Source organism: Achromobacter sp. NPDC058515 (assembly GCF_042721735.1).
Taxonomy (GTDB): Bacteria; Pseudomonadota; Gammaproteobacteria; order Burkholderiales; family Burkholderiaceae_B; genus Achromobacter.
In genome coordinates this window covers 413,573-434,068 of the sequence record NZ_JBHXNI010000002.1, presented here as the reverse complement: position 1 = coordinate 434,068, position 20,496 = coordinate 413,573, and the positions used below count along the sequence as shown (strand labels likewise).

At 68.3% G+C, this 20,496-nt stretch carries 17 protein-coding genes; 15 read left to right on the top strand and 2 right to left on the bottom strand.

Features of this window, described 5'->3' with window-relative positions:
- The first annotated feature begins 73 nt into the window (after positions 1-73).
- The 3 genes from ACFWP0_RS05210 to ACFWP0_RS05200 all read left to right on the top strand — a co-directional run bounded on the left by ACFWP0_RS05210 (position 74) and on the right by ACFWP0_RS05200 (position 5,114).
- The gene (locus ACFWP0_RS05210; RefSeq protein ID WP_377840190.1) at positions 74-1,201 is read left to right on the top strand and encodes an exonuclease SbcCD subunit D; all 1,128 of its coding nucleotides are present in this window, start codon (positions 74-76) and stop codon (positions 1,199-1,201) included.
- Positions 1,198-3,825, top strand: coding sequence for an AAA family ATPase (locus ACFWP0_RS05205; protein WP_377840188.1), 2,628 nt, complete (start codon positions 1,198-1,200; stop codon positions 3,823-3,825). Before ACFWP0_RS05210 ends, ACFWP0_RS05205 begins: the two co-directional genes overlap by 4 nt.
- 407 nt (positions 3,826-4,232) lie before the next feature.
- Positions 4,233-5,114: a DMT family transporter gene (locus ACFWP0_RS05200; RefSeq protein ID WP_377840187.1), complete on the top strand. Its 882-nt coding sequence runs from the start codon at positions 4,233-4,235 to the stop codon at positions 5,112-5,114.
- A gap of 5 nt (positions 5,115-5,119) precedes the next feature.
- On the opposite strand, the gene ACFWP0_RS05195 is transcribed toward ACFWP0_RS05200, so the two are convergent.
- Positions 5,120-6,106: a hypothetical protein gene (locus tag ACFWP0_RS05195; protein WP_377840185.1), complete on the bottom strand. Its 987-nt coding sequence runs from the start codon at positions 6,104-6,106 to the stop codon at positions 5,120-5,122.
- 404 nt (positions 6,107-6,510) lie between these two features.
- Positions 6,511-7,497: a Bug family tripartite tricarboxylate transporter substrate binding protein gene (locus tag ACFWP0_RS05190; protein WP_377840184.1), complete on the bottom strand. Its 987-nt coding sequence runs from the start codon at positions 7,495-7,497 to the stop codon at positions 6,511-6,513.
- A gap of 557 nt (positions 7,498-8,054) precedes the next feature.
- On the opposite strand from ACFWP0_RS05190, the gene ACFWP0_RS05185 reads away from it, so the two are divergent.
- From ACFWP0_RS05185 to ACFWP0_RS05130, 12 genes are all read left to right on the top strand, one after another.
- Entirely contained in the window at positions 8,055-10,970 is a 2,916-nt protein-coding gene (locus tag ACFWP0_RS05185) for a monovalent cation/H+ antiporter subunit A (protein ID WP_377840182.1), read from the top strand.
- A complete protein-coding gene (locus ACFWP0_RS05180) occupies positions 10,970-11,314 on the top strand; it encodes a Na+/H+ antiporter subunit C (protein ID WP_006227452.1) in 345 nt (114 codons plus the stop codon). The genes ACFWP0_RS05185 and ACFWP0_RS05180 overlap by 1 nt, the downstream gene beginning before the upstream one ends.
- The gene (locus ACFWP0_RS05175; protein ID WP_377840180.1) at positions 11,311-12,942 is read left to right on the top strand and encodes a monovalent cation/H+ antiporter subunit D; all 1,632 of its coding nucleotides are present in this window, start codon (positions 11,311-11,313) and stop codon (positions 12,940-12,942) included. The genes ACFWP0_RS05180 and ACFWP0_RS05175 overlap by 4 nt, the downstream gene beginning before the upstream one ends.
- Positions 12,942-13,424, top strand: coding sequence for a Na+/H+ antiporter subunit E (locus tag ACFWP0_RS05170; protein ID WP_377840179.1), 483 nt, complete (start codon positions 12,942-12,944; stop codon positions 13,422-13,424). Before ACFWP0_RS05175 ends, ACFWP0_RS05170 begins: the two co-directional genes overlap by 1 nt.
- The gene (locus ACFWP0_RS05165; protein ID WP_377840177.1) at positions 13,421-13,702 is read left to right on the top strand and encodes a K+/H+ antiporter subunit F; all 282 of its coding nucleotides are present in this window, start codon (positions 13,421-13,423) and stop codon (positions 13,700-13,702) included. Before ACFWP0_RS05170 ends, ACFWP0_RS05165 begins: the two co-directional genes overlap by 4 nt.
- On the top strand, positions 13,699-14,040 hold the full coding sequence (gene mnhG, locus ACFWP0_RS05160; protein ID WP_377840175.1) for a monovalent cation/H(+) antiporter subunit G: 342 nt from the start codon (positions 13,699-13,701) through the stop codon (positions 14,038-14,040). The genes ACFWP0_RS05165 and mnhG overlap by 4 nt, the downstream gene beginning before the upstream one ends.
- Before the next feature lie 213 nt (positions 14,041-14,253).
- Entirely contained in the window at positions 14,254-14,748 is a 495-nt protein-coding gene (locus tag ACFWP0_RS05155; protein WP_377840174.1) for a hypothetical protein, read from the top strand.
- Between the two features lie 73 nt (positions 14,749-14,821).
- Positions 14,822-15,670 (top strand): haloacid dehalogenase-like hydrolase, encoded by an 849-nt coding sequence (locus ACFWP0_RS05150; protein ID WP_377840172.1) that lies wholly within the window; start codon positions 14,822-14,824, stop codon positions 15,668-15,670.
- Positions 15,671-15,680: 10 nt separating this feature from the next.
- The gene (gene tadA, locus ACFWP0_RS05145; protein ID WP_377840171.1) at positions 15,681-16,172 is read left to right on the top strand and encodes a tRNA adenosine(34) deaminase TadA; all 492 of its coding nucleotides are present in this window, start codon (positions 15,681-15,683) and stop codon (positions 16,170-16,172) included.
- Positions 16,169-17,194 carry an LD-carboxypeptidase gene (locus tag ACFWP0_RS05140; protein ID WP_377840170.1) on the top strand — a complete coding sequence of 342 codons (1,026 nt, stop codon included), beginning with the start codon at positions 16,169-16,171 and terminating at the stop codon, positions 17,192-17,194. The genes tadA and ACFWP0_RS05140 overlap by 4 nt, the downstream gene beginning before the upstream one ends.
- A 247-nt stretch (positions 17,195-17,441) precedes the next feature.
- Positions 17,442-19,046, top strand: a complete 1,605-nt coding sequence (locus ACFWP0_RS05135) for an ABC-F family ATPase (RefSeq protein ID WP_377840168.1) — start codon at positions 17,442-17,444, stop codon at positions 19,044-19,046.
- A gap of 152 nt (positions 19,047-19,198) precedes the next feature.
- Positions 19,199-20,425, top strand: coding sequence for an MFS transporter (locus tag ACFWP0_RS05130; RefSeq protein ID WP_377840166.1), 1,227 nt, complete (start codon positions 19,199-19,201; stop codon positions 20,423-20,425).
- Positions 20,426-20,496 lie beyond the last annotated feature (71 nt).

Below are 20,496 nucleotides of genomic sequence, written 5' to 3'. Positions count from 1 at the left end.
CCGGGTGTCAGACACCGGCAGAAGAAGTGGGTTCGGCGCCGCGATCCATCGCGCTCTATGCCAAAATCGCCGCATGACCCATTTTCTGCATACTGCCGACTGGCAGATCGGCCGGCAGTACGGCCAATTTGAAACTGACGACGCCGCCATGCTGGCCGAGGCGCGCTTCGATGTCGTGGCGCGGATCGCCGCGCTGGCCGCGGAGCGCCGCGTGGACGCCGTGCTGGTGGCCGGAGACGTGTTCGATACGCAAGGCGTGTCGGACCGCAGCATCCGCCGGCTGTTTGCCGCCATGGCCGGCTATGCCGGGCCATGGGTGATGATCGCCGGCAACCACGACGCCGCGCTGGCCGACAGCGTCTGGAGCCGCGCCATGCAGCTGGGCTGCATTCCCGCCAGCGTCCATGTGCCGCTGCGCACGGGCGTGGTGGACCTGGCGGCGATCAACCTTGCGGTGCTTGCCGCGCCGCTGACGCAACGCCATACCTACGACGACGTCACCCAGGCCTTCGACGCGCTGGAAACGGAGCCCGGCCGCGTGCGCGTGGGCCTGGCGCATGGCAGCGTCGCGGGCCGCCTGCCCGACGCCATCGACGCCACCAACCCCATTGCGCCGGACCGCGCGGCGCGCGCGCGCCTGGACTATCTGGCGCTGGGCGATTGGCACGGCTGCCTGTCCATCGACGACCGCACCTGGTATGCCGGCACGCCCGAGCAGGACCGCTTTCGGGGCAACGAGCCGGGCTATGTGCTGGACGTGCGCATTGGCGCGCCGGGCGCGGCGCCCGTCGTGGAGCGCGTGGCGACCGGCAAGTACCGCTGGTCGGCCTGGTCTGAAACGCTCAGCCTGCCCACCGATGCGCAGGCGCTGGCCGAACGCATGGCGGCGCTTCGCGCCGAGGACGTCCTGCGCCTGGACGTGCAGGGCCACGTCAACATGGAAACCTGGGACGCGCTGCAACGCGCCGTCGATTTAGCCGCCGCGCAGGTGCGCGCCTTGCTGCCGGATTTGTCCGGCCTGCGCCTGGAGCCCGACGAGGCCGACCTGGCCGAGCTGCGCGCCAGCGGCTACGTGGGCGAAGTGGCGGCGCAACTGCAGGCATTGCAGGCCGATGCCGAACAGTCCGCCGTGGCGGGGGAGGCCTTGCGGCTGCTGCTGCGGTTCCAGCGCGAAAGCGTCGCGACGGGAGCCGCGAAATGAAGCTCTCGCGCATCGCCCTGGAAGAATTCCGCAAGTTCCGCCAGCCCCTGACGCTGGACGGCCTGCAAGACGGCCTGAACCTGTTCGTCGGCCCGAACGAGGCAGGCAAGAGCACCGTGGCCGCCGCCATACGGGCGGCGTTCCTGGAACGCTACAGCACCAGCAAGGTGGCGGACCTGGCCCCGCGCGGCGAGTCCGGCGCGCGCCCCAGCGTCGAGCTGGCGTTCACGCATGCCGGCCACAGCTATGTGCTGAAAAAACAATTCCTCTCGCGCGCCCGCTGCGAGCTGCTGATCGACGACGGCGCGCAGCGGCTGGACGGCGAAGAGGCCGAGAACGCGCTGGCCGCGCTGCTGGGCTTCGAGCTGCCCGGGCGCGGGCAGAGCAAGCCGGACCTGGCCGGCATCCCGGGCCTGCTGTGGATTCAGCAGGGCGACGGCCATAACCTGCAGGAGGCCGCGGGTTTCGCCGGGCCGCATTTGCGCGATGCGCTCACGCAGCTCTCGGGCGAACTGGCTTCCAGCGACGGCGACCGCCTGTTCGAGCGCGTGTCCGCGGAGCGCGGCGCGCTGCTGGACGCGCGCAACGGCCGCCCCAAGGGCGCCTACAAAGAGGCCGAGGATGCGCTGGCGCGAGCCACGGCGGAACGCGACGATTGCGCGCAGGCCATGGCGCAGCTCAATGCCGACGTGGACCGGCTGGCGGACCTGCGGCGCGAGCACGAACGGGCCCAGGCCGCCGAACCCTGGAAGGACTTCGAGGCCAAGGCCGCCGAGGCCCGCGCCCGGCTGGCCGCCCTGGCGAAGGAACGCGAGGCCTATGACGGCCTGTGCCGCGAGCAGGCACAGGCCGCCCAGACCCTGGCCTTGCTGCAAGACCAGGTCCGGCGCGACCAGCAGGACGAAGCCGAGCATCAGGCGCTGGCGCAAGAGGCGCGCGCCGCCGGCATGCGCCTGGAAGCCGCGCAAGGGGCCCTGGCGCGCGCGCAGCAGCAGGGGCAGACGCATGCCGCCGCCGTCGACGCCGCGCGCCTGCGCGTGGCGTCGGTGCAGACCGTGGCCGACCGGCGCGACCTGGATCGCCAGCTGGCGCAACTGAGCCCCGAGATCGAACGCCTGGACGACGCCCTGAAGGAAGTTACTGCCCTGATCGAACAAGGGTCCACCCTGAAGTCCGAGGCCGTGCGCCTGGAGATTGCCGATGCGGACATCGAAGCCTTGCGCAAGGCCGGACGCGAACTGGGCAATCTGCAGCTGCAGCAGCAGGCCATCGCCACGCGCCTGAGCTACCGGCTGGACGCCGGCCGGCAAGCGCTGCTGGACGGCAGGACGCTTACCGGCGCCGATGAGGTCCTGCTCACGGCGGCCGCCGAACTGGACCTGCCGGGAGTGGGGCGGTTTCGCATCGAGCCGGGCGGACAGGATCTGCCCGCATTGAAACGAGACCTGGAGCAGGCCCAGGCGGCCTACGCCGTTCTGCTCAAGCGCGCGGGCGTGGAAGCGCTGGCCGAGGCCGAACAACGCCACGCGCGCTATACCTCCCTGCTGCGCGAACTGGATGGCATGCGCAAGACGCTGGGCATCCATGCGCCCAGGGGCGTGGATGCCTTGCGCGGCCAGCGCGACGAGGCCCTGGCGCGCCAGGCCCAGCTGCAGCAGCGTCTGGCCCAGTTGCCTGCCTCGCCGGAAACGGGCGACGACGATCTGCCCGCCGCCACCCAGGCGCTGCGCGAGGCCGAGGCCGTCGCCGCCCAGGCCGAGCGCGCGCTCGCCGCTGCGCAGCGCGCGCTGGACGCCGACGGCGCCCGCGCGCAATTGCTGCAAGGGCAGGCGACGGCGCGCGGCGCCGAATTGCAATCGCCCGAACGCATGGCGCAGCGGCAAGCCCGCGCCGGCCGGCTCGCCGAGGTGCGCAGCGGCCACGACGAACTGGAGCGGCGCGTGCGCGAGGCGCAGGCGGCGCTGGCCGGGCATCGGCCCGAACTCGCGGAACAGGACGTCCAGCGGTTTGAGAAGTCCGCCGCCATCGACCGCGATGCCCAGCACAAGCGCCACGGAGAGATCCTGCAGCTGCAAGGCAAGCTGGACCAGGCGGGCGCGCAGGGCCTGGGCGAACGCCTGTCGGAGGCGGACGCCGCGTGCGAACGCCTGGAGCGCCGCCGCGACGAGTTCGCGCGCCGCGCCGCCGCGCTGGAACTGCTGCTGAAACTGCTGACCGACAAGCGCGCCGCCGCCACGCAGCGTCTGCAGGCCCCGCTGGCGCGCCGCCTCAACCATTACCTGGCTCTGCTGTTTCCCGAGGCCGCGCTGCGCCTGGACGACGCGCTCCTGCCCACGGCGCTGCGCCGCGGCGACGGCGAAGACCTGCTGGATGCGCTCAGCTTCGGCACTCGCGAGCAGCTCGGCATCCTGGCCCGCTTCGCCTACGCGGACCTGCTGCGCGAAGCCGGCCGTCCCACCTTGCTGCTGCTGGACGACGCGCTGGTCCACACCGACGACGCCCGGCGCGACTTCATGAAGCGCGCGCTGTTCGACGCGGCGACGCGGCACCAGATCCTGATGTTCACGTGCCACGGCGAGGCGTGGCGGGACATGGGCGTGGAGCAGCGCAGGATCGGCGGGTAGGGCGGGCGGACCGCCATGCGGCCGCTTGACGCTGCCGCTTGCGGCCGGTAGGCTACGCGCATGCCTGAATTCACGCCTTCCGCTCATCTTGCCCGCGCTGCTTTTGCAGCCGGCGCGGGCGCGCGCGTGATGTCCCCGCATTCGGTTTTTTCCCCGGTTGTTTCTCCTGTCGTCTCCACGGTGGCGTCGCCGCCAGTCTCGCCGCCTTCGGGCGTCGTCCGCGGCGCCGTCTCGGGCGCATATCCGCCCGCGGCGGTCGTCCTGGCCTGACCGCCGCCTTCCCGACTCCAGCCCCTCTCTACGCGTAGTTGCGCCTGACGCATGACGCCTTCCGCGTTGCGTTCCGCGCGGACGATGCATGCGCGCGCCGGGCCGGAGCCTGTTCAACCTCGACAGGTGAAACCTTCATGTCTTTCGATAGAACCGCGTGGACCGCCTATGCGTCCACAACCTTGTTCGTGCTGCTGTGGAGCGGCGGCGCGATTTTTGCCAAATGGGGGCTGTCGCATGCCTCGGCGTTTGGCTTCCTGCTGCTGCGCTTCGTCCTGGCCTTGTCCGTGCTGCTGCTGATCTGCGCGCGGCGCGGGCGCGGGCTGCCCGCGCCGGGCACACGCAAGACGGTGGCTGCCACGGGCGCGCTGCTGATCGGCAGCTATTCCATCTGCTACCTGCTGGCGCTGGACCACGGCGTCACCCCGGGCGTGCTCGCCACGCTGCTGGGCGCCCAGCCCATCCTGACGCTGGCGCTGATGGAGCGCCGCTATCCGCCGGCGCGCCTGGCCGGGCTGCTGCTGGCCCTGTGCGGGCTGGTGATGGTGGTTTACCAGAGCATCGCGCTGGCGCGGTTTTCCGTGGCGGGAATCGCGTTCGCCTTTGCCGCGCTGGCCAGCATGACGGCCGGCGCCATCCTGCAAAAGCGCATCGCGCAGGCGCCAATGGACGTGATGCCCCTGCAATATGCGGTCAGCCTGGCGCTGTGCCTGCTGTTCGCGCCGTTCCAGCCCATCCGCGTGGAATGGGGCCTGGGATTCATCGTGCCCCTGGTCTGGATGGGGCTCGTGATATCGGTGGGCGCGACCCTGCTGTTCTATCGGATGATCCAGGCCGGCAACCTGGTCAACGTGACCAGCCTGTTCTACCTGGTGCCTGCCGGCACGGCCGCGCTGGACTATCTGATCCTGGGCAACCGGCTGTCCGCGCTGAGCCTGGCCGGGATGGCCGCGATTCTGCTGGGACTGATGCTGGTGCTGCGCAATCCGGCGGCGGCGGCGCGCAGGCAGGCGGCCTAGCCGTCTTATCCCCGCTTCCGGCTGCCCGCGGCTTCGCGGGCGGCCGGATGGCCGGAGGTCCCGGCGTTGCCGTCGAACCAGCCGTGCCAGGACTGTCCGGCCGGGGTCGCGCCTTCCTGGTCGGCATCGTCCTGTCCCGCCCAATGCCCGCTGACCAGCTGGGCCGGGCGCGCCTGCGCGACGACCCGCGCGCACACGGACCAGGCGTCCAGCCGGACGCTCAGGCCGGCATAGATGCCATGGCCGGCGCCCGCCTCGATGAGGCCTTCGGCCTGCGCGCCTTCGCCGGCCCGGATCGATCCTTCGGCGCGGATGTCTTCGCCAGCAATCAACCCCCAGCCGGCGGCCAGATGGTCGCCGGCCCGGATCGAGCCGCCCGCCTGGATGCCGCAGGCGGCATTGATTTCCTTTTCCGCCTGCACGTCGCCGCCGGCCTTGATGCCTTGTCCGCACTTGATCGCGCCTTGCGCGCGCACGTCCTGGCCGGCATGCAGGTGGCCGGTCACGGCCAGGTCCTGCCCCGCGCAGATGTCCCACTTGGCGCGGACGTTGCCGCCGCAATCCAGGCGCGTGGCGGTTTCGATGCCCCAGTCCGCCATCACGTCGCCGCCGGCCCGCAGGTTGCCGCCGCTGGCGATATTGGCGCCCGCGCTGATGTTCTCTCCGGCCATGATGGTCTCGCCCGCGCGGATGCCGCCGCCCGTGACGATGCCGCGGCCCGCCCGCACCACCGTGTCCACGTTGATGCCCATGCGCACTTCCAGCGTGCCCGCGAACACGATGGCGCTGGCGTCGACGGCGTCCAGCCTGAGCACCGCGTCCGTCGGGCCGAACTGGTCCAGCAGCCAGCAGGCATCGCCGACGCGGCCGTCGGCGACCAGGGCGTCAAGCACGGCCTGGTAGTCCCCCTGGCCGTTGTGGTCGCGGATGAACCATTTGTAGCCGCCCGCGCAGGGGTTCTTGGCTTTGACGAATTTCTTGGTGAGTTGCATGGCGCTTGAGAAGAAACAGTGCGTGGCCTGGCCGCAAGCCGTCGGGGCGTGCGGAAACGAGACTGGGCGCGGAGCCCGGCCACGCGGCAGGGCGTCCACCGGCCGGTATCGGGCTGCGCGGCGCGAATGTGCGCAAGCAGCCGGCAACGGGCCGGATGAAAGAGTCAGCGGGGGGAAGGCCGGGCGATTAGCCGGGCTTGGAGCGCGCGTAGGCGGAACGCGCGGCGACTTCCTGCGAGCTCAACAGCGTTGAACGCAGGGCGCAGAGGGCGCAAGTGGCGCAGGGAAGGGGAGAAAAATCGGATCGCACGGGGGCAGATGCTACCACCCGGGCGATTGCAGTCAAGCGGGCCGGCCGCAGGGCGGGCGCTCCCCGGGGGAAGCCGCCCGCCTGTCCGCCGAGGTCAGTTCGTCGACACGATGTTGCGTTCCTTGGCGATGCGCTGGCGCAGCTCCAGTTCACGCTTGATCTGGGCGGCGTACTCGGCGGGCGTATTGCCGTCCACCAGCGAACCGCCGTCGGCCAGGCGCTGGGCGATCTTCGGATCCTTCAGCGCCTTGACGGCGGCGTCGCGCACGCGGTCCACCACGGCTTGCGGCGTGCCGGCAGGGGCCACCAGTCCGTACCAGGCCATGTTGTCCATTTCGGGCAGGCCGCCTTCGGAGAAGGTGGGCACGTCCGGCAGGGCGGGCAGGCGCTTGGGGGCGGCCACGGCCAGGGCGCGCAGCTTGCCGGCCTGGATGTGGGGCATGGACGAGGGCAGGTTGTCGAACTGCGCGTTGACCTGGCCGGCGATCGTGTCGTTGAGCGCCGGGCCCGAACCGCGGTAGGGCACGTGCACCATGTCGGTCTTGGTCAGCGACTTGAACAGCTCGCCGTCCAGGTGACCGATGCCGCCCGCGCCCGACGAGGCGTAGCTGTACTTGCCGGGGTTGTTCTTCAGCAGCGTGATGAATTCCGCCAGCGACTTGGCGGGCACGGCCGGGTTCACCGTCAGCACGTTCGGCACGTTCACCAGGTTGGTGATGGGCGTGAAGTCCTTGAGCGGGTTGTAGGGGTTCTTGGGATTGGTGGCCGGATTGGTGGCCATGGTGCTGACGGTGGCCACGCCCAGCGTATAGCCGTCGTTGGGCGAGCGCACCAGGGCGTCGGCGCCGATCGAGCCGCCGCCGCCGCCGCGGTTCTCGACGACGACGGGCTGGCCGAGCTCGCGGCCCAGGCCCTCGGCGACGATGCGCGCGACGATGTCGGTGGTGCCGCCGGCGGCAAAAGGCACGATCAGGCGGATAGGCTTGTTGGGATAGGCGTCGGCGGCTTGCGCGACGGAACTAAAGCAGACGCCTGCGATGGCGGCGGCCAGGATGGCCTTTGCATGAGACAGCACGGTCAAGAGTCTTCTCCATATTGTTGTTCCGACCCGGCCGGCTTCTTGGGCCGGCGTCGGTGAAGCGCGCTTTGCCGGGATACTGGCGAGGCCAACGCTTCGTGGGCGCAATTCCACACAGGAAATCCCCTACGGTCAACTCGGGATTGTCCCTGCTTCCCCATCGGAAAATATTTTTTTAAGTGACGGATAGTTGGCGGGAAATGGCGTGAGTTCGGCGAAATAGACTGCCTGACAAGAAGATGAACGCCTATCGAACACCCGCGATTGCGCAATCATTGCGCAGTCATCTTGCCGTCATTAGCTGGGTTCATGCATAAATCTCTGCATAACTTACGAGAATCTGATATTTTTCGTATGAGATTCTTGGCCGGTCTTGCAAGAAAACTATTGCGTTTGTTTCTGTCTGCGCCGTTCAATGGCGTTGGTTGATGTCCCCGAGGGGCAACGTGTAGTGCAGCGACGCACCGGGCCAGGGTTCCGTCCGTTTTTCAATCCCCGGTCTGTTTCGTCTCTCGCTGCCTTGCGCTGGCGGGAGGGGGCCCGGACATTCTCGGAACGCCATGTCGCTGATCCTGATCCTCGCTCTGCCGTTTGCCGGCAGCCTGTGCGCCGCGCTGCTGCCTTCCAACGCCCGCAATGCCGAGGCCTGGTTGGCGGGCCTTATCGCGCTGGCCTGTGTGGTTCTGATAGCCAGCCTCTATCCGGAAGTCGCCAACGGCGGCGTGATCCGGGCCGATATGCCCTGGGCGCCGGCCCTGGGCCTGCAGTTCACGCTGCGCATGGACGGCTACGCTTGGCTCTTCGCGCTGATCGTTTCCGGCATGGGCGCCCTGGTGGTGCTGTATGCCCGCTACTACATGTCGCCGGAAGACCCGGTGCCGCGCTTTTTCTCGTTCTTCCAGGCCTTCATGGCCGCCATGCTCGGCGTGGTGCTGTCGGGCAACCTGATCCAGCTGGTGCTGTTCTGGGAAATGACCAGCCTGGCGTCCTTCATGCTGATCGCCTATTGGCACCACCGCCTGGACGCCCGTCGCGGCGCGCGCATGGCGCTGACGGTCACGGGCGGGGGCGGGCTGTGCCTGCTGGCCGGCGTGCTCATCCTGGGCCATATCGTCGGCAGCTATGACATGGACCGCGTGCTGGCCTCGGGCGACCTGGTCCGCGCCGACCCCTGGTATCCGGCGGTGCTGGTGCTGGTGGCGCTGGGCGCGCTGACCAAAAGCGCGCAGTTCCCGTTCCATTTCTGGCTGCCCAACGCCATGGCCGCGCCCACCCCGGTGTCGGCCTACCTGCATTCGGCGACCATGGTGAAGGCGGGCGTGTTCCTGCTGGCGCGCTTCTGGCCGGTGCTGTCCGGCACCGACGAATGGTTCTGGATCATCGGCGGAGCAGGGCTGATCACGCTGGTGCTGGGCGCGTACGCGGCCATCTTCCAGCAGGACATGAAGGGGGTGCTGGCCTATTCCACGATCAGCCACCTGGGCCTGATCACGCTGCTGCTGGGGCTGAACAGCACCCTGGCGCTGGTGGCCGCCATCTTCCACATGATGAACCACGCCACCTTCAAGGCCTCGCTCTTCATGGCGGCGGGCGTGGTCGACCACGAAACCGGCACCCGCGACCTGAGCCGGCTGTCCGGGCTGTACAAGGCCATGCCCATCACCGCCACGCTGGCCATGGTGGCCGCGGCATCGATGGCCGGCGTGCCGCTGTTGAACGGCTTCCTGTCCAAGGAAATGTTCTTCGCCGAGACCACTTTCGTCAGCGGCGACCGCCTCACGCAGATCGGCCTGCCGCTGCTGGCCACCATCGCGGGCGCGTTCAGCGTGGCCTATTCGCTGCGCTTCATCTTGCAGGTCTTCTTCGGCCCCCCGGCCACCGACCTGCCGCGCGCGCCGCATGAGCCGCCGCGCTGGATGCTGCTGCCCAGCGCGCTGCTGGTGTTCATGTGCCTGCTGGTGGGTGTGGTGCCCAGCCTGACCGTCGGTCCCTTCCTGGCCACCGCGGCCTACAGCATCCTGGGCGAGGACATGCCCGAATACAGCCTGGCCGTCTGGCACGGGGTGAATCTGCCGCTAGTGATGAGTCTTGTCGCCACGACGGCCGGCGTGCTGCTGTACCTGGCGCTGCGCGCGCACCAGCGCGCCAATCCGGGCCGCGTGCCATTCATTTACCGCCTGGACGGCCGCCGCTCCTTCGAGGCGCTGCTGGACGGCTCCAGCGTCGCGTCCAGTTGGCTGTTGCGCTGGCTGGCGTCTTCGCGCCTGCAGGTGCAGATGCTGCTGATCGTGCTGGGCACCTTGTTCGTCGCCTGGCTGCCGCTGCGCGCCGGCGGCTGGCTGGACGGCGCTGGCGGCATGACCCCCGTCGATCCGGTGTTTGCCCTGTTGTGGCTGGTCGGCGGAACCTGCGCGCTGGCCGCGGCCTACCAAGCCAAGTACCACCGCCTGGCGTCCCTGGCGCTGGCCGGCGGCGCGGGCCTGATCACCTGCCTGACCTTCGTGTGGTTCTCGGCGCCCGACCTGGCGCTGACGCAGCTTTCCGTTGAAGTGGTGACCCTGGTGCTCCTGCTGCTGGGCCTGCGCTGGCTGCCGCGGCGGATCGCCCAGGACGACGAGGAAAGCCTCAAGGTCACGCTGCTCGCCCGCGGCCGCCGCCTGCGCGACCTGCTGATGGCCACGGCCGCCGGCACCGGCATGGCCGCGCTGGCCTATGCGGTGCTGGTGCGGCCGCAAGGATCGACCATCTCCTCTTACTTCGTGGACCGCGCGCTGCCCGATGGCGGCGGCACCAACGTGGTCAACGTGATACTGGTGGACTTCCGCGGCTTTGATACGTTCGGCGAAATCACGGTGCTGGGCATCGTGGCCCTGACGGTCTATGCGCTGCTGCGCCGCTTCCGGCCCGCGGCGGAAAGCGCGGACCTGCCGCGCCAGCAAATAGAACAGGACGGCGGCGTGCCGCCCGCGCCGGACATCAAGACGCTGGTGCCCTCCGGCTCGATGATGGTGCCGACCGTGCTGGTGCGCCTGCTGCTGCCCACGGCCGCGCTGATCTCGGTGTACTTCCTGCTGCGCGGCCATAACCAGCCGGGCGGCGGGTTCGTCGGCGGCCTGATCTTCGCCACCGCCGTCATCCTGCAATACATGGTGGGCGGCGTGTACTGGGTGGAGTCGCGCAGCCGCCTCAACCCGCAGAACTGGATCGGGATCGGCCTGCTGTTCGCCGGCAGCGCGGCGGTGACCGCGTGGCTGGCCTACAAGCCGTTCCTGGCCTCGCTGGCCTGGGACGTCGCGCTGCCCCTGATCGGCCATGTGCACCTGTCCAGCGTGCTGCTGTTCGATCTGGGCGTGTACATGCTGGTCGTGGGTTCCACCGTGCTGGTGCTGGTGGCGCTCGCTCACCAATCGCTGCGCGCGCAACGCAAGGCCGCCGTCGAAATCCAGGCGGCCGCCGCTCAAACAGGGGAAGCCTGATGGAATTGATTTACGCCGTCGCGATTGGCGTCTTGGCGGGCTCGGGCGTCTGGCTGCTGCTGCGGCCCCGGACGTTCCAGTTCATCATGGGCCTGTCGCTGGTCTCCTATGCGGTGAACCTCTTCATCTTCGGCATGGGCCGGCTCACGTCCGGCCGTCCGCCGGTCGTGGATCCCGCCATGGCGCATGATCCTTCCTGGTATGCGGATCCGCTGCCGCAGGCGCTGGTGCTGACGGCCATCGTGATCGGCTTTGCCACCACGGCGCTGTTCCTGGTTGTGCTGCTGGCCTCGCGTGGCCTCACGGGTACCGACCACGTTGATGGACGGGAGTCCCAATCTTGAGTTTCTGGCTTCAACATCTTCCTGTATTGCCCATCATCATCCCGCTGGTCGCGGGCGCGGCGATGCTGCTGCTGGCCGATACCAGCCGCTATGCGCGCGGCGGGATCGCGCTCGTGTCCACGACGGCCCAACTGGCGGCCGCCATTGCCCTGCTGGTGGTGGCTGGCGGCGGCGTGCCGGGGGTCTGGCCGGACGGGGTAGGGGTCTACCTGGTGGGCGACTGGCCGGCGCCGTTCGGCATCGTGCTGGTCGTCGACCGCCTGGCCGCCGTCATGCTGACCCTGACCTCGGTGCTGGGCCTGGCCACGCTGGTCTATGCGCTGGCCCGCTGGGACCGCGCGGGCGTGCATTTCCATTCGCTGTTCCAGTTCCTGCTGATGGGCCTGAACGGCGCCTTCCTCACCGGCGACCTGTTCAACCTGTTCGTCTTCTTCGAGGTGCTGCTGGCGGCGTCCTACGGCCTGCTGCTGCACGGCTCGGGCGTGGCGCGCGTCAGCGCGGGCCTGCAGTACATTGCGGTGAACCTGGTGGCGTCGTTCCTGCTGCTGATCAGCATTGCGTTGATCTACGGCGTGACGGGCACGCTGAACATGGCGGACCTTGCCCTGCGCGCCGGCAACCTGGCCGGCGCCGACCGCATGCTGTTCGAAGCCGGCGCGGCCATCCTGGGCGTAGCGTTCCTGGTGAAGGCGGGCGCCTGGCCGCTGAACTTCTGGCTGGTCAAGGGATATGGCTCGGCGGGCGCGCCGGTCGCGGCCATGTTCTCCATCATGACCAAGGTCGGCATCTACGCGCTGCTGCGCATCGGTTCGCTGCTGCTGCCTTCGGGCGCGCCCGCGGCGTTCAGCCTGGACTGGATGTTCGCGGCCGGGCTCGCGACGCTGCTGTTCGGCGCCCTGGGCCTGCTGGCCACCCAGCAATTGGAAAAGATGGTCGGCTACTGCGTGATCGTGTCCGCCGGCACGCTCTTGACCGCGCTGGGCATGCCCGGCGTCACGCTGACCGGCCCGGCGCTGTTCTACCTGATCAGCTCGGTGCTGACGACGGGTGCGTTCTTCCTGCTGGCCGAACTGATCGAACGCACCCGCAGTTTCGGCGCCAATGTGCTGGCCGTGACGCTGGATGCCTTCGACCTGGACGACCCCGCCTCGGTCAACCGCTCCGACGATGTGGTGGGCGTGGCCATTCCTGCCGCCATGGCGTTCCTGGGCCTGGCCTTCATCAGCTGCGCCTTGCTCGTGACGGGCCTGCCGCCCTTGTCGGGCTTTGTCGCCAAGTTCTCGCTGCTGTCGGCGGCCGTGTCGGCCGCGACCGAATCCGCCCCGCCGCTGGACGCATGGCTGCTGGTGGCCGCGGTGCTGGTGTCGGGCCTGGCCGGCCTGATCGGCCTGAGCCGCACCGGCATCCGCGTGTTCTGGGCCAGCGATGACCGCAGCACCCCGCGCCTGCGCGTGATCGAGGCGGGTCCGGTGGCCGTGCTGCTGCTGCTGTGCGTGGGCCTGGCCGCTGGCGCGGGTCCGGTGTCGGCCTACCTGGACGACGCGGCGCGCTCGCTGGACCAGCCCCGGTCGTACATCGATGCCGTCATGTCCGCGCAGACCGTGCGCGGCGCCAAGGGAGGAAGCTGATGCGCCGTCTCTACTTCCTGATCCTGCCGTGCCTGCTGTTTGTCCTGTGGCTGGTGCTCAACGAAAGCATCTCCGCGGGCCAGATCGCGCTGGGCCTCGCGCTGGCGCTGTGGTTCACCTGGGCCGCTTCGCGCCTGCGTCCGCTGCATGCGCGGCCGCGCCGCCTGTGGAAGGTGGTGCCGCTGTTCCTGCATGTCACGGTGGACATCATCAAGTCCAATATCGCGGTGGCTCGGCTGATCCTGAATCCGCGCCCCAATGTCTTTTCGCCCGGGTTCATCATGATCCCGCTGACCATGCGGGACCCGCATGGCCTGGCGATGCTTGCCTGCATCGTCACCTACACGCCCGGCACCGTCTGGGTGGACCTGACCGACGACCACAGCCTGAAGCTGCACGTGCTGGACCTGCAGAACGAGGGCGAATGGGTCAAGCTGGTGCAGGAGCGCTACGAGCGCCCGTTGATGGAGATGTTTGAATGAACACCGTACTGTATTGGGCGGCGTCCTTTGCCTTGCTCTGCTTTGCGCTGGGCATGGTGTTCGCCGCCATCCGCCTCTTGCGCGGGCCCACCGCCCAGGACCGCGTCCTGGCCCTGGACACGCTGTATATCAACGGCATGCTGACGATGCTCGTGTTCGGCATCCGGTCGGGCACGTCCGTCTATTTCGACATCGCGCTGCTGATCGCGCTGTTCGGCTTCGTCGGCTCCACCGCGATGGCCCGGTTCCTGCTGCGCGGCGAGGTGATCGAGCCATGATCGACGCCCAGATCCCGCTGTGGGCCAGCATTCCGGCCGCCATCCTGCTGGTGCTGGGCGGCCTGCTTGCCGTCACCGGCTCGGCCGGCCTGCTGCGCTTTCGCACCTTCCAGGCCCGCATCCACGCGCCGACGCTCGGCAACACAATGGGCTGCGGCTGCGTGCTGATGGCGTCCATCCTGGTGTTCTCGGCGCTGTCGGCGCGGCCGGTCTTTCACGAGGTCATCATCACGCTGCTGCTGGTCGTGTCCTCGCCCGTGACGGCCATGCTGCTGATGCGCGCCGCGACCTACCGCAACCGGCTGACCAAGGCCGACGCGGACCTGGACGCGCGCTGACGCCGAGGTAACAAGCGGCACGGCATGTGGGGGCGGCGCGCGCTATTGCGCCGCATCAATGCGCAAGAGGGCGCGCGCGGCTGAAACGTAACCTTACGAATTCACGTTGCTCGACATGTCCCCGACCGCATATCGTGGGATATTGGGTGCCAGAGGGCGGCGCGGGCCACCAGCCACGCCGCTCAGGTTCAATCTCTTTTTCAGGAGCTGACCATGAATACACGACCCATGCACACGAAGCGCCTTGCGGCATCGATTAGCGCGGCAGGCCTGATGCTGGCCGCGGGAGCGGTCCAGGCGGCGGATGCGACCAGCAACGCCTCGGCGCAGGCCCGCTACCAGCAGGAAGTGGCCGCGTGCAAGAGCGGCGCCACCCACCAGTCCCGCGATACCTGCTTGCGCGAAGCAGGCGCGGCGCTGCAGGAGGCCCGCCGCCAGAACCTCAGGGAAGGCAACCCGGACCAGCTCCAGCAGAACATGCTGGCCCGCTGCAACCGGCAGCCCGAGGCGCAGCGCCAGAATTGCGTGACGCAGATGACCTCGCCCACGAACGTGCGCGGCAGTGTGCAGGGCGGCGGCGTCCTGCGTGAAACCGTGATCCAGGTGCCGGCCGACAGCGTGCAGCCCACCGGCGCCGCGCCGGGCATGGCGCCTGGGATGGCGCCCGCGCCGGGCACGGGCACGATGACCGCGCCCGTGCGCCAGTAAAGCGGGGCAGAGGGGCGCGGCCGCAGCCACATTCAGGCAAAATGGCGGCTGTCGCCCTTTTTCACGCATATTCATGTCCGACGTCATTGCCCTGATTTTCGACTTCGACGACACGCTGGCCTCGGACAGCACGTCCGGTTTCCTGGACAGCATCGGGGTGGACACGGCGTCCTTCTGGAAAGACCAGGTCGATCCGCTGCTGTCTCAGCAGGATTGGGACCCCGTGCCCGCCTACCTCTACCAGATGATCCAGCTTTCCCAATCGGGCAGGCATGGCCTGATCACGCAAGAGCGCCTGAAGGACTGGGGCTCCCGGCTGGAACTGCACGACGGCGTGCCGACGCTGTTCCAGCGGCTGCGCGCCGCGGTGCGCGCCGAGCAGCCGCAGGTGCAACTGGAGTTCTACCTGATCTCCAGCGGCATCGGCGACGTCGTCCGGTCCACGCCCATCGCGCACGAATTCACCGAAATCTGGGCCTCCGAATTCGTCTACGGCGAAGACGGCGGCATCGCGTTCCCGCGCCGCATCGTCAGCTTCACCGACAAGACCCGCTATCTGTTCCACATCCAGAAGGGCATCATCGGGCGCGACTTCCGCAGCAAGCCTTTTGAGGTCAACCGCAAGGTGCCCGAAGACCGCCTGCGCGTGCCGTTCGACCAGATGGTGTTCGTCGGCGACGGCTACACCGACATTCCGTGCTTTTCCCTGATCCGGCGCGCCGGCGGCTTTGCCTTCGGCGTCTGGGACCCGAAGCACCGCGACAAGCGCAGCCGAGCCTGGGGCTTCATCGAAGAAGGCCGGGTGTCCAACCTGAACCAGGCCCGCTACGACGAAGAGGCCGAGCTCTACCAATGGCTGGAAGAAGCCGTGACCAGCCTGGCCGGCCGCATCGCCCTGAAGTCCCGGGTGTATCGTGGTTGAGCCGCCGTCCATGGCGGCGGTTCCGCCCTGGACCGAGCAGGACGCCCGCTACATCGCCCTGGCGCTGCAAGAGGCCCAGGCCGCCTACGACATCGGCGAAGTGCCGGTGGGCGCGCTGGTGGTGTCCGCCCAGGGCGACATCCTCGGGCGCGGCTTCAACCGCACCATCATCGACCACGACCCGACCGCGCACGCCGAGATCGTCGCGCTGCGCAGCGCCGCGCGCCAGCTTGAAAACTACCGGCTGCCGGGCATCACCGTCTATGTGACCCTGGAGCCTTGCGTCATGTGCATCGGCGCCATGCTGCACGCCCGGCTGGCCCGCGTCGTGTTCGGCGCCTACGACCCCAAGACGGGGGCCTGCGGCAGCGTGCTGGACATCGGTTCGGTCCCCAAACTCAATCATCACACGTCAGTCACCGGCGGCGTGCTGGCCGAACCTTGCGGCGAACTGCTGCGCCGGTTCTTCCGCGAGCGCCGCGCCAAGGAATCCATAGCATGAGCAACCCCAAAGGCGCCAAGGCGCGCAACGCCAAGACGCCGGCTGACCGCGGCCACGATCACGGCCATGAAGGCCACGAATGCGGCGAGGACTGCGGCCACGACCATGGCCACAGCCACGCCGTGCCGGATGCGCGAGGCATCTACCTGATCTCGCCGTCGTCCGCCGTCCGCGATCCCGCCGCCGTCGAACTGGCGCGCGAGCGGCTGCAGCAGCAGGGCTTCAAGACCGCCGTCGACCGCACGGCCTACGCGGAACACCAGCGCTTTGCCGGCACCGACGCGCAGCGCCTGGCCAGCCTCACGCGCGCGGCCAAGCAGAAACTGCCCATCGTCATGGTGACGCGCGGCGGCTACGGCATGGGCCGGCTGCTGTCGGCCATCGACTGGAAGGCCATGGCCGACAGCGGCAAGCGGTTTGTGGGCATGAGCGACTTCACCGCCTTCAACCTGGGCCTGCTGGCGCAGACCGGCGCAGTCAGCTACACCGGCGCCTCCGCTGTCTATGACTTCGGCGGCAAGAAGGTCGACGACCTGACCGAGGCCCTGTTTGGCGAAGTCATGCGCGGCGAACTGGAGATCCTCAGCTTCGAAACCCAGGACGCCGACCCCGTCGACGCCCGCGGCATCCTGTGGGGCGGCAACCTGGCCATGGTGACGTCCCTGCTGGGCACGCCCTACATGCCCAAGATCCGCGGCGGCATCCTGTTCCTGGAAGACGTGGCCGAACATCCCTACCGCATCGAACGCATGCTGATCCAGCTCTGGCAGGCCGGAATCCTGGCAAAGCAGAAGGCTATTGTGCTGGGCCGGTTCTCGGACTACAAGCTGGCGCCGCACGACAAGGGCTACGACCTGCACGAAGTCGTGGCCTGGCTGCGCAAGACCGTGAAGGTGCCGGTCATCACCGGCCTGCCTTACGGGCATGTGGCCACCAAGGCCACCTTGCCGATCGGGCAGAAGGTGGGCATCGCCACCGAGGACGGGCTGGCGCATCTGGTGCTGGACGAGCACCACTACTGATCGCTGCCGTTGGCCTGTGGCGCCGGGCCCAGGTGGCCCAGGTGTCCAGGTGTCCAGGTGTTCAAGGTGTCTGACACCCGCGTGAGGCTGCCTCCAAACCGAGGCGACGCTCCAGGGGTGTCAGACACCTTGAACACCTTGCAACAGAGACGTGTCAGGCGCCTTGAAATAGGGGCCGCAGCCCCTTTTGCTACACTATCGGGTTTCCTCGCATGCGTCTTCGGACGCCTTCAAACGCAAATACACCGTGATATCCACAGCCAATCTCACCATCCAGTTCGGTCCCAAGCCCCTTTTTGAGAACGTCAGCGTCAAGTTCGGGGAAGGCAACCGCTACGGGCTGATCGGGGCCAATGGGTCCGGCAAGTCTACGTTCATGAAGATCATCGGCGGCGACCTCGAAGCCTCCGGCGGCAACGTGTCGCTCGAGCCGGGCGTGCGCCTGGGCAAGCTGCGCCAGGACCAGTTCGCGTTTGAAGACCTGCGCGTGCTGGACGTCGTCATGATGGGCCACACCGAGATGTGGGCCGCCATGTCCGAGCGCGACGCCATCTACGCCAATCCGGAAGCCACCGAAGACGACTACATGCGCGCGGCCGACCTCGAGGCCAAATTCGCCGAGTACGACGGCTACACCGCCGAAGCCCGCGCGGGCGAACTGCTGCTGGGCCTGGAAATCGCCGTGGACCAGCACAACCTGCCCATGCGCGAAGTGGCGCCGGGCTGGAAGCTGCGCGTGCTGCTGGCGCAGGCGCTGTTCTCGAACCCCGACGTCCTGCTGCTGGACGAGCCCACCAACAACCTGGACATCAACACGATCCGCTGGCTGGAAAACGTGCTCAACAGCTACCAGAGCACGATGATCATCATCAGCCATGACCGCCACTTCCTGAACCAGGTGTGCACGCACATGGCCGACGTGGACTACGGCGAGATCCGCATCTACGCGGGCAACTACGACGACTACATGCTGGCCTCCACCCAGGCCCGCGAACGCCTGGTGTCCAACAACGCCAAGGCCAAGGAACGGGTCGCCGAGCTGCAGGACTTCGTGCGCCGCTTTGCGGCCAACAAGTCCAAGTCGCGCCAGGCCACCTCGCGCCTGAAGCAGATCGACCGCATCAAGGCCGACCAGGTCGTGGTCAAGCCCTCGTCGCGCCAGAACCCGTACATCCGCTTCGAGCAGAGCAAGGTCATGCACCGCCTGGCCGTCACCGTCGAGAACCTGACCAAGGCCTACGACGCGCCCGTGATCACCAAGTTCTCGGCCATGGTCGACGCCGGCGAAAAGATCGCCATCATCGGCGCGAACGGCGTGGGCAAGACGACGCTGCTGCGCCTGCTGGCCACCGAACTGCAGCCCGATTCGGGCTCCGTGAAGTGGTCCGAGAACGCCGACCTGGGCTACATGGCCCAGGACGTCTCCGACCAGTTCCTGCAAACCGACATCAACCTGCTAGACTGGATGGGCGACCATCGCCAGCCGGGCGACGACGACCAGTCCATTCGTTCGGTGCTGGGCCGCCTGCTGTTCTCGGCGGACGACCTGCCCAAGGCGCCCAAGGTGCTGTCGGGCGGCGAAAAGAACCGCATGACCTTCGGCCGCCTGATGCTCGGCCGGCACAATGTCATGCTGCTCGACGAGCCCACCAACCACCTGGACATGGAATCGATCGAGTCGCTGCAGTTCGCGCTGGAAAAGTACGAAGGCACGCTGGTGTTCGTCTCCCATGACCGCGAATTCGTGTCGGGCCTGGCCACGCGCGTGATCGAAATCCTGCCCTCGGGCGAGATCATCGACTACCGCGGCGGCTACGAAGACTACCTGTCCTCGCGCGGCATCGAGGCCTGACAGGCCTGATTTGCCCCCTGGCGGCGCACCTGCGGGTGCGCCGTTTTGCTTTTGCGCTTTGCGCGCCGGGCGTTCAGCCTGCCGCAATCTTCGCCGGGCTATCATCCGGGTAAACCCTGGCCGCTGTCCGGCCAGGCATCGCTACGCTCCCCATGTCTCCCTCTTCGCATACCGCGCCCGATGGCGCGCAGATCGGCACGTTCACGCTGACGCTCCGCATCGTTGCCATCGCCTTTTTCACCTTCATCTGCTATCTGGCCATCGGCCTGCCGCTGGCCGTGCTGCCCGGCTACGTGCACGACAAGCTGGGCTACGGGTCCGTCCTCGCGGGCCTGGCGATCAGCGTGCAGTACGTCGCCACCTTGCTCAGCCGCTCCCACGCCGGGCGCATGGCCGACACGGTGGGCCCCAAGCAGACGGTCGTGATCGGCATGGCGGCCTGCGCGGCCAGCGGGGTCTTCCTGCTGCTGGCCTACGCGTTCGAACGCAGCGCCTGGCTCAGCCTGACGGCCATCATCGTCAGCCGCCTGGCGCTGGGCTTTGGCGAAAGCTGGGTCGGGACAGGGTCGGCGACCTGGGCCATCGCCCGGGTGGGGCCGCTGCACACGGCGCGCGTCATTTCCTGGAACGGCATCTGCACCTACGGCGGGCTGGCGCTGGGCGCGCCCCTGGGCGTGTACCTGGAAACGCAATGGAGCATGGGCGCGCTGGGCGGCGCGGTGCTGCTGCTGGGGCTCGCCGGGCTGGGCCTGGCGATTTCGCGGGCGGCGGTGGCGATCGTGGGCGGCCACCGCATGGCGTTCAAGAGCGTGGTGCTGCGCGTCTTCCCGCATGGCATGGCGCTGGGCCTGGGCTCGGTCGGCTTCGGCACGCTGGCCGCCTTCGTGGCGCTGTACTACGCCAGCTTTTCCTGGGAGGGGGCGGCGCACGCGCTCAGCGCTTTCGGCAGCGCGTTCATCGGCGTGCGCCTGCTGTTTGCCGGCACCATCACGCGCTTTGGCGGGTTCCGGGTGGCGCAGGTGTCCTTCCTGGTGGAAGCCGCGGGCCTGCTGCTGTTGTGGCTGGCGCCCAATCCCGGCGCCGCGCTGCTGGGCGCGGCATTGACCGGCTGCGGATTCGCCCTGATTTTCCCCGCCATCGGCGTCGAGGCGGTGGCGCGCGTGCCGGCCGGCAGCCGCGGGGCGGCGCTAGGCGCGTACTCGGCCTTCCTGGACCTCGCGCTGGGCGTGACGGGCCCGATTGCGGGCTATATCTCAAGCGGGTTCGGCTATCCGGCCATTTTCCTGGCGGCCTCGCTGTCCGTGCTGGCGGGGTTCATGATCGCATTCGGATTGCAGCGCCACGCGACCCGGCAGCAGGCCGCCGCCCCAGCCGCGTGATTGTTATTACCAAAAGAAGTAAAGACATTCGATATTGATTGTTTGGATTCATATAACGAATTGTTAGATTT